Source organism: Streptomyces sp. NRRL S-495 (assembly GCF_000966955.1).
Lineage (GTDB): Bacteria > Actinomycetota > Actinomycetes > Streptomycetales > Streptomycetaceae > Kitasatospora > Kitasatospora purpeofusca.
On record NZ_JZWY01001325.1, the window covers coordinates 1 to 1,315 of the forward strand.

A 1,315-nucleotide genomic window follows, 5' to 3' on the forward strand; every position below is an offset into this window, starting at 1 on the left:
CGGCACCTGGTCCGTCACCACCACGTTCCGCGCCCGGGACGGTCCGTTGTTGGTCACCGTCACCCGCCACTGGACCGGCTGACCGGGCACGACCGGGCTGGTGAGCAGCGTCTTGGAGATGGTGAGGTTGGCCTGCGGCGAGGGGCTCGCGGTCGGGGAGGCGACGGCGGTGTGCGTGGGCGTGGCCGGGTCGGGGCCGCCGGTGACCAGCGCCGTGTTGGTCGGCGTAGCGGTCGCGTTGGGGTCGAGCGTGCCGGTGAGGGTCCAGCTGGCGGTGCCGTTCACGGGGATCTCGACGGCGGGGCAGCTCGCGGTGCCGCCGCTGATCGGGCAGGAGACGCCGTCCTGGTCGTTGGCCATGCTCGCGGCGGTCACGCCGGCCGGGACCTGGTCCGTCACCACGACGTTGCGGGCGCGGGACGGGCCGTTGTTGGTGACCTTGACCTGCCACTTGATCTGCTGGCCGGGCACCACGGGGCTGGTGAGCAGCGTCTTGGAGACGACCAGGTTGGCCTGGTTGCCGGGCGGGACGGGGTTGGCGGTGCTGGTGCAGTTGGGGGAGCAGTTCGGGTCGGTGGCGCCGCCCGGCGGGGTGACGGTGGCCCGGTTGTCGAGGGAGCCGGTGGCGTCCGCCGGGACGGTGCCGGTGAGGCGGTAGGTGACCTGGCCGCCCGCCGGGAGGTCGACGGTGGTGTTGATGTCGCCGGTGCCGGAGGCGGGGCTGCCGCAGCTGCCGCCCCCGGCGGCCGTGCAGGTCCAGGAGAAGTTCCGGATCGCGGCGGGCAGGGTGTCCCTGACCGAGGTGCCGAGGGCGTCGGACGGGCCGTCGTTCTTGACCACGATGGTGTAGGTGAGCGGCTGGCCGGGCACGTACGGGTTCTTGTCGGGGGTCTTGGTGACCGACAGGCCGGTGGTGACGCGCCCGGGGGTGTCGACGGTGCTGGAGCAGGTAGGACCGCAGTTGGGGTCGGTAGTGGCGGCCGGGCGGGTCACGGTCGCGGTGTTCGACAGCGTGCCGATGGTGGAGGAGGGGACGGTGCCCGTGACCGTGTACGTCACGGAGCTGTTCGCCGCGATCGTGGCCGTCGTGTCGAGGTTGCCGGTGCCGCTCGCGGAGCCGCAACTGCTGCCGGTGCCACCGGACGCGCAGGTCCAGGTGAACCCGGACAGTGCGGACGGCAGCGCGTCGCGGACGGCGGCGTTGACGGCGGGCGCGGGTCCGGCGTTGCTCACCACGACGGTGTAGGTGAGCCGCTGTCCCGGCACGTACGTGGTGGGGGAGGCGGTCTTCTTCACGGACAGGCCGACCTGGGTG

Annotated in this window: 1 pseudogene; it reads right to left on the reverse strand. The window is 72.9% G+C overall.

Annotation, left to right across the window (positions count from 1 at the left end):
• Nucleotides 1–1,296: pseudogene (locus VR45_RS41485) on the reverse strand (DUF11 domain-containing protein); the annotation flags it as partial.
• Between the last annotated feature and the right edge of the window lie 19 nt (nt 1,297–1,315).